We start from the raw sequence: 7,830 nt of genomic DNA, 5'->3' as shown, positions 1-7,830 counted from the left end.
ATCAATGACTTGATGGTAGTAATGGCGTTTTGATTACCGCGTGACAATCTGTCAAAATAATCTGTGACATATTTGACACAAATGACAAAAAGGAGTATTTTTTGTCACAATCGTGTCAATTTATATTGACTCAGTTAAACCCGCTTCGGCGGCCTAAACCGAGTGTTGGATATGTTTTTTAGAACTGTTTTGTCAGGTGTAACAGCGTCGCTGCTTTTGGTTGGTGCAACCCATGTCTCGGCGCAGACAATGGATGAGTTGCTCGCCGAACTGCGTTCATGCTCGCCGGAGCTGATTTCGAGAGATGCAGCGGTGAGTGTTGCTGCCGGTAATGTCGAGGCGGAAAAAGCTAAACGTCTGCCCAGTTTCTCGCTCTCCGCTAACGGCAAATACTTGGCTGACAGCTCCAATGACAACAGTTTGGATGCGTCAGCGCGCTACACGCTGATGTCTTTTGGTAAGTTTGAAGCGAACGAGGCTTTTGCCGAGCGTAAGTTGCAGGTTGAGCAGCTAAATAGCTATGAGACGGGTCTGCAGAAACTTGCAGAGCTGCTGCAACGCAAGTCCAGTTTCAACCGACTCTCGAACGATATATCTACGCTACAAACCATCGTCGGTATGCAGCAAGAGGTGTTAGATAGGGTAGAGCGTCGCTCCAACGTGGCACTCTCATCTGAGAGCGATAAGAATGCGGTGTTCTCCAAGGTTTGGCAGAACAAAAACCGAATCAATGAGAATCGTCTGCAGCAGCAGTTGGTAAAAACTGAACTGGATCTGCTGGCCTGCACCGAGAATCTGCAGCTGCTAACGCTGGATGTACTGCCCATGGAAGACGGGCTGGCAGACCCGTTGACGCAAGAGTTTGTAAACAGCTCTATCGCCGCGCTGGACGCTCGTTTAGAGAGCAAAGTAGCTGAGCTGGAAGCCAATAAACTGTCGCTACGACCCGACGTGGATCTCGTTGGGTCAGTACCTGTTGATGATACTGCCAAGGACAATTCCAGCCTCGGTATTGAGATGAATGTCTCATACGGCAACATGGGGCGGGTAGAAGCCGCACGTGCTGTGGCGTTGGAAGCGGAAGTGGAGGCGTTGCGCTTTGAACGTGAGGTGAGTAACGCACGTCGTATCCGCAACCTTGTAAGCCTAGAGCAGCGTATTATGGCGTTGCGTGACGAGGTCATCCCGAATCAGCAACTCGCGATTGATACCGTCGGCATGAAACTCGCCTCAAAAGAGCGTCTTTTCAAAGCGGGGCGTGTCTCCCTGTTTGAGTTGCTATCGGCCTATGATGAGCTGCTAAGCGCCCAGCTCGATCTCAATAAATTCCAAGCAGAGCTGCAGCAGGCGCAGATTGATCGTGCCAGCTCGCTGGACTTCATCTACCGCTAGGGTCTGATATGAAGCGCCTCTCTGCTCGCCTCAACCTTCTGCTAGCACTGCTGTTTTCAGCAGTGCCAAGTGCTGTGTGGGCACTGGAGCAGGGCTTTGCCGTAGAGGCGAACTCAGAGGTGCGTCTGAGTGTGAATGGCGAAACGCTGAGCGTTGAGCAACTCTCTGATATGTTCTCGATTGAGCGCGTCGGTGACTTTGATAAATATCTTGCCCTGGAGGGAGCCTTTAATGGCTCTGAAGTGCTCGAACTCCAGGCCTTTGCAGTTGACGCCGCCGGTAACCGATCTGCAGAGCCGTCTCGATTAGAGTTAGCCTCGCTAGACACCACAGCTCCGGAAGCGCCTGAAATCGCACAGATCGCAAACAACTTCTCTGAACGATACACCAACGGTTTTGAACTGCCGGCTGGTTCAGTACCGATTCTCAGTGTTAATGGACTTCTGGTTGAGCAGCAGCACCATAGCGATTGGTTTGAGATTACTCAGGGTGCTGAAGTAGAGCAGTATGTCGCGCGTCCGGGGCTGTTTGATGGCACCGAAGTGGTTGAAGTTGCAGCCTATCAAGTAGACACAATGGGCAATGAGAGCCCAGTCTCTGAGACGCTGACGTTGCTACCCATCGATACGCTATCGCCGGGTGCCCCCAGAATTTTGACGCTTGATCAACTGCTGGCTGAATCGGCGCCGGCTTTTGAATCGGAGCCGCTAGAGATCGTGGTTAGTGCCGATTTGCCGGTGCAGAAGCCGGTTGTTTCCGCTCAATCTGTTATTGCTGAGTCCGTGACAGAAGATGCTGTTGATCTTGCCCCACAGCTTAAGTCAGAAAAACAGTCTGTAATCGCGAAGATGCCACAGCCTGAAGCTGACACAGCTGAGGATCTGCAAGTGGTTGAATCGGCACCTGCTGGCGCGCCAACCAAGCAACTTGACGAACTCGAAGATATCGACGCGCTGGTCGCTCGAATTCTTGATGAGGCGCCAAAAGTTCAGAGCGAAGCCGCTCCAGCAGAGCCTATCGAACTGAATACTCAGGTGCACAAAGCACAGTTGACGGTGACTGCTGTAAGCGCAGTGAAACAGGCTGTTGACCTACCTGTTGAAGCCTTTCAGGCACAAGAGGGGAGGGGAGAGTCTGCAAGTGAAAATCTAGAGCTTATCGACGCCTCCACGACGATTCTGCCCGAGGCTAGGCTTGCAGCACCTGCAGAAACGCAGAACGAGCTCTCGATAACAACCCATACTCCACCAAGCGGTATCAGCCTTATTCAATCCGAGGTGCCCGGCGAAATGTTAGCCGCGACTAACGGCATCGATCCGTTTGAGGTATTGAACGTTCCATATACACCGCCTGAGGTTGATTTAAAGCCCAAACTACCGCCACTTAAACCTGCGCCGATAACTCGGGTGTTCGATCTTCGCACAGCTGACGATACCCAGCGCTTAATCGACTGGATGCGGCTTGAATCAGATGAAATCAGTTGCCCGATATTAGAGACGGCCGACGGTGGAACGCTTGACGAGATTCTTAGTTGCCTCGATCGTTTGGGTTACCCGCAAGCGCAGACGGTTGAGTTACCAGACGGAATACGGATCGATACCGGACAGAAGATGCGCATTGAATCGGTCGGCATCCATCAAGTGCTGGATGCCGAGATTGCGTTGAGTCCTGATTTTCTTGCTGACCTTAACGGTAAACCCCTCAGTAAAGCCGAGCATGTTAAGGCGATAGATCGCCTTGACTATCTCGGTTTTGTGCGTGACGGATCATTTGATTATTACGCGCGCATTCCGGGTGTCTACGATGCGGAAGTCGTCGGTGAGGCGGGGGAGAGCGACCTCAGCGTTGGGGCAAGTTTAACAACAGGCGGTAAGCTTTTTGGGGCGCTCGACGGGCGCCATTTTTTCGATTACCAAGGCTTACGCTACCTCGACTACCGAGTTGGCAGTAATATCGACGGGCAGTATGAGATTGATCTGGCCGTCCCTGTCTATTACAACCTGAACAACCAGCTTGATTTGGAGTTTAGTACCCGCCCACAAGAGTTCCGCTTTTTCGATTCACGAGCGACAGAGCTCAGTTCGCGATGGCGTGATTTTTCAGGTGGAGATGGCCTACATCTGACTGAGATAAAAGTTAGTGGCGAGGTCCATCAGACAGAGGTTAAATCGCAAGCAGCATCGGCAGGGCAATCTCTGGCCGACCAGATGCTGCTCAGCGCAAAAGCACTTTTTGAAGCGCGGCCCGGTTGGACTGAGGGTGACGGACTAACACTGTCTATCGGGCTCGCCCAGAATTTGGATCGCGGTTCCGGATACGGGCGTACGGATATCGACTACGACACCGGATCTATCCCGCTTGCTGATACTGGCCTAGCACTGAAGGCGCGAGTAGGGGCTTCGGCGATTAGCGGTGATATGGCTTCAGTGCCTCTGAGTCAGCGTCTCTATTTAGGGGGCGCTGATTCTGTACGTGGGGTGACCGCCTCATATCTGGGCGGGGAGACAAATCTAGCGTCGAGCGGCGGCTCTACGCGGGTTGTTTCGCAAGTTGAGCTCTCCAAACCGGTTACCCTCTTCGACCAGCAAGTTGACTTAGGCGTGCATCTGGACGCGGGCAGTGTAAGTGGTGGAAATCTATCGCGTGACCGTTCAGCAATCTCTGCAGGCTTATTCGGGCGGGTTAATATCAGTGAGGATACTTCGGTCTATGCTCATCTCAGTCGAGCGAACGTTGATCAGAACGAGCGCTCAGCTTTTGGGCTCGCAATTGTTAAAAAGTTCTAACCTCGCGGCTGTACAATTTCACTTCGGTCAAAATACTTTAGTGGTTCTTGAACGCTCTCTCGCTCATCCTTTGTCCCCCTGAAAACCTGAACTACCTCTACATACTCCAGTCGGTTATAGCTTACTCGCATGGCGAGTTTAGCGTAGGCATCGAAGGGGTTTAGCGCGGGCACATCATACTGAAATTTGCGTGCCTCTTTGCTCGGGGAGAGGGTGAATACATCAATCGAGAAGGACTTCGAGCGTGCCAGTTTTCTGCGCTGCTCGTTACTCTCTGGGAAGAGTTGTCGCTCTATCTCGTGCTGCGATTCCGCGCGTAGATGACCGGTGGCGACTAACGCGCTCACAAAGCCATTTAGCTCCCAGCGCCAATTCTGATCATCAAGTGAACGGGGACACTTATCCAACAGAGATCGAAGGATTTCAGACGATTCAACCCTAAGGTGTTGTCGGATCAATTTGACGATAGCAATCGGTGAAATCATGTAGCCCCCAGACGCACTACCTCCAGATTAGTACAGATTTTTAAAAAGCGCGTTGTGGTAATTACACGTTGATATTTTTCATGGGGTTGGGTCACACTATGGCCCTATCAATGAAGGATTGAGCCCACATGACCCAAGCTATAAAGATACTCGCTGTTGATGACGATGAACTCATCCTAAACTATATCAAGAGTACACTCTCTCCAAACTATCAAGTGATTACGACGCCTAGCGCTCACCAAGCGTTTGAGATGATCATCCGCTTCCGGCCAGATCTGCTCATTACGGACATTGTTATGGATGAGTTAGATGGACTTGCTCTTTCGTCCTTAGTTCGAGTGGCGCGGGGCAGCTCAGATATCCCTATCATTGTCTTGTCAGCGCATGACAATGACGAGATTCGTGCTGAGCTTGCTGAGAACGAGATCAATCTCTTCCTGCAGAAGCCTTGCCGTGCATCTGAGCTGCTTGAGTCTGTGAAAGCGCTTATAGAGGGATGAGCCTTTGAGTGCCGCTAAGTCTCCGCCAAGATCACAGATTACAAGCTACTTATACAAACATCCCTATCTCTTTGTACTGTTAATCGTCGCTGCCTCTATTGCTCTGTCTGTAGCACTCACCCTGCTGGTAGGTGTCGATATCGGCACAAAAACAATACTGTTGCCCGCGATCATTTCGTCGCTAGTAGGCGGGGTTTCTGTTGGATACTCGAGGAAATATATTGAGAAAACTGCACTTTTGTCGTCTCAAGTTGAACTTCTTGACCGGGTAGCGGACTCCCTTAATTTCGCGGTCGATATCATCAAGAATCCAAATGATTCAGCGGAGGTTCTCGGAGATCAGGTTCATCGTTTCCTCGGCGAGCCGGCAGAGTCGCAACTGACCTTTGCGGATTTGGTTGATCGTATTCACCCGAATGACATAGAGGCTTTTACTGTCCGGAATGAAGAGTTTTTCAACTCTGAGCTTCAGGAAGACGGAGTGTTAACGGACGAGTTGGAGTGTCGTATTCGTCGTGTCGACGGTGAGTACAGATGTACACGTATCAACCGTGTGTTGACTGTTCGGGTTGACACACGATTTTGTTACGTTCAGTACTCCGACATTGAGGAACTGAGGCAACGGGCAGCCGAACTTGAAAAGCTGGCCCACGATCGAGCAGATAACCTTGTAACCGTTAGCCACGAGATTCGAACACCGCTCAACGCAATTCTAGGGCTAACGGATCTGATGTTGGCTACACGGCTCACCAAAACACAACAAGAGTACCTCTCGAAGATATCGGGTGCGGCCGACACGCTGGAGTCATTAGTGCGCAACCTGCTGGACTTGCGTCGTTTAGAGAGTGGGCAGTTGCATGTAGAGCCGGAACCCGAGCTAGTTGAAAACTTGCTGGACAACTTTGTGGCGCTGCATCAACCGGTTGCTGAGAACAGCGGACTGCGATTTATGGTCGACTTTTCTCCCATGCTTCCGCGAAAAATCGAGATAGATGCCCAGCTTTTAGGCCAGATCGTCAATAACCTGCTGCGCAATGCGGTAAAGTTTACCGACGAGGGCTTGGTAATGCTCTCTGCCGGCTTCAAAAAGAGCTCAGCCTCTCAAGGAGACCTGGTTATCGAGGTAAGTGATACGGGTGTAGGTATAAAACCCTCGCGTCACGAATCTATTTTCGAGCAGTTTGAACGCGGCGGTGCTGGTAATACAACTGAGGGGGCTGGGCTTGGTTTGGCACTTGTAAAGAGACTCTGTAAGTTGATGGACGGGGAGGTAAGGCTGCAATCTGAATTGGGAGTAGGATCTAAATTCAGTATCAGCATCCCAGTTAAAGTCAGCTATGCCGAACCGATCGTGGATAAAGCTTATCTAAAGTCGATCAAGCGTGTGACGGTGTTATTGGTTGAGCGACGTGGGCTCGCCGCAGATCACATAAAAGCGGTGCTCAAACCTTGGGTTGCAGACGTGCAGGTTGTAGTTGACCTTGATGAAGCGACGGGTGCCCTGGCAAAGCAAGCATTTGATGTGGTTCTCTTTGGACATGTTCTCGGATTGGACCAGTTGGAGCAGTTTATCAACGATCTACAAAGGCAGTTTGGGAATAGGCTGCGTCTGGTTGCGATTTCCAAGCTCGAAGGCTTGAATCCCCGCTTATTCAGTCTAGTAACGGGTGTTGTTGTAGCCCCGTTCAGTCTAAAACAGTTCGCCTGTATTTTGGGCGATACGAGACAGGCTGGCCCACTTGTAGCAGAATGTCATGCCAATCTGGCTGCTGAGGTCAGTTCACTTATTTTGCTGAGAGATCTACGCATCCTTGTGGCTGAGGATAACGAGATCAATCAGCAAGTGATTAGCGAACATTTGCGTCAGCGCGGTGCAGAGGTCACTTTAGTTGGCGATGGTAAGCAAGCAATTGACGCGCTGACTCGCAGCGATTACGACCTTATATTGATGGATATCGAAATGCCTGTGCTCGATGGCTTTGAGGCGACTGAGCGCATCAAAGCAGAGCCGGGTTGGAAAAACATCCCCATTATCCCCGTATCTGCTGGAGTAACTGCCTCGCAGAAAGAGCGGGCCACCAGCGTTGGTATGCAAGGCTTTGTGGGTAAGCCCTACAAAATCGATGAGCTTCTGAGGGCTATTGAAACTGTGATGGTGGACAAAGATTTTGCACCGGTGCAGGCAGATTTGGGCTTTGAAGATGATTCAAACCTCTCTTCTCCTGAATCTAAGGTGTTCGAATTCGCTGAATTCGATTTCGAAGAGGCGCGAGATTACTGGCCGACGTCCGAATCACTAATCTCTAACTTACAACTCTTTATCGAGAAGTACCCTGTTGCTAATGATTTGTTTGATGGCGTGAGTGATGAAGAGTCTGGCAAGCTCGCACACACGTTGAAGGGTGCCGCCGGCTTTCTTGGTATGGCGCGCTACTCAAACCGGCTGAATGAACTGAGCTTGGCCTTCAAAAACGGATCTGCCACTGCTGACATGGTTTCGGATGTTAGGGCACAGCATAAGCGAGTTCTTTCAGAGGTTGAGTCGTTTTTGTCCATGCTTGAGTAGGCATTCGTGACTTTTGCTGTATGTGGTTAGCGACGTTGGCACAAAAGTACGCGAGATCCTCGCTTTTGGCATAAACTGTGCTAAGTTTGTCATATGTCCCT

5 protein-coding genes are annotated in these 7,830 nt (G+C 50.8%); 4 read left to right on the top strand and 1 reads right to left on the bottom strand.

What is annotated here, in order from left to right:
• Positions 1–171 precede the first annotated feature (171 nt).
• Both XMA127_RS05490 and XMA127_RS05485 read left to right on the top strand, forming a co-directional pair.
• Positions 172–1,392 carry a TolC family protein gene (locus XMA127_RS05490; protein WP_173481649.1) on the top strand — a complete coding sequence of 407 codons (1,221 nt, stop codon included), beginning with the start codon at positions 172–174 and terminating at the stop codon, positions 1,390–1,392.
• Between the two features lie 8 nt (positions 1,393–1,400).
• Positions 1,401–4,178, top strand: coding sequence for a BamA/TamA family outer membrane protein (locus XMA127_RS05485; RefSeq protein WP_173498989.1), 2,778 nt, complete (start codon positions 1,401–1,403; stop codon positions 4,176–4,178).
• Here XMA127_RS05485 and XMA127_RS05480 read toward each other — a convergent pair.
• Positions 4,175–4,663, bottom strand: a complete 489-nt coding sequence (locus XMA127_RS05480) for a hypothetical protein (RefSeq protein ID WP_173481647.1) — start codon at positions 4,661–4,663, stop codon at positions 4,175–4,177. The genes XMA127_RS05485 and XMA127_RS05480 overlap by 4 nt on opposite strands.
• Positions 4,664–4,791: 128 nt before the next feature.
• On the opposite strand from XMA127_RS05480, the gene XMA127_RS05475 reads away from it, so the two are divergent.
• Together XMA127_RS05475 and XMA127_RS05470 are read left to right on the top strand one after the other, a co-directional pair.
• On the top strand, positions 4,792–5,163 hold the full coding sequence (locus XMA127_RS05475) for a response regulator (protein WP_173481646.1): 372 nt from the start codon (positions 4,792–4,794) through the stop codon (positions 5,161–5,163).
• A 4-nt stretch (positions 5,164–5,167) separates the two neighbouring features.
• Positions 5,168–7,729 carry a response regulator gene (locus XMA127_RS05470; protein ID WP_173481645.1) on the top strand — a complete coding sequence of 854 codons (2,562 nt, stop codon included), beginning with the start codon at positions 5,168–5,170 and terminating at the stop codon, positions 7,727–7,729.
• The last annotated feature ends 101 nt before the right edge of the window (positions 7,730–7,830 follow it).

Origin of the sequence: Marinobacterium sp. xm-a-127 (assembly GCF_013283425.1) — a bacterium.
GTDB lineage: Bacteria > Pseudomonadota > Gammaproteobacteria > Pseudomonadales > Balneatricaceae > Marinobacterium_E.
Note: the sequence above shows the minus strand (reverse complement) of the source record. Positions and strands in the feature narration are given on the sequence as shown.

Excerpts from the sequence above, each read along its gene's own strand:
- XMA127_RS05485 (WP_173498989.1), top strand. The coding sequence starts at position 1,401 with ATGAAGCGCCTCTCTGCTCGCCTCAACCTTCTGCTAGCACTGCTGTTT.
- XMA127_RS05490 (WP_173481649.1), top strand. The coding sequence starts at position 172 with ATGTTTTTTAGAACTGTTTTGTCAGGTGTAACAGCGTCGCTGCTTTTG.
- XMA127_RS05475 (WP_173481646.1), top strand. The coding sequence starts at position 4,792 with ATGACCCAAGCTATAAAGATACTCGCTGTTGATGACGATGAACTCATC.
- XMA127_RS05480 (WP_173481647.1), bottom strand. The coding sequence starts at position 4,663 with ATGATTTCACCGATTGCTATCGTCAAATTGATCCGACAACACCTTAGG.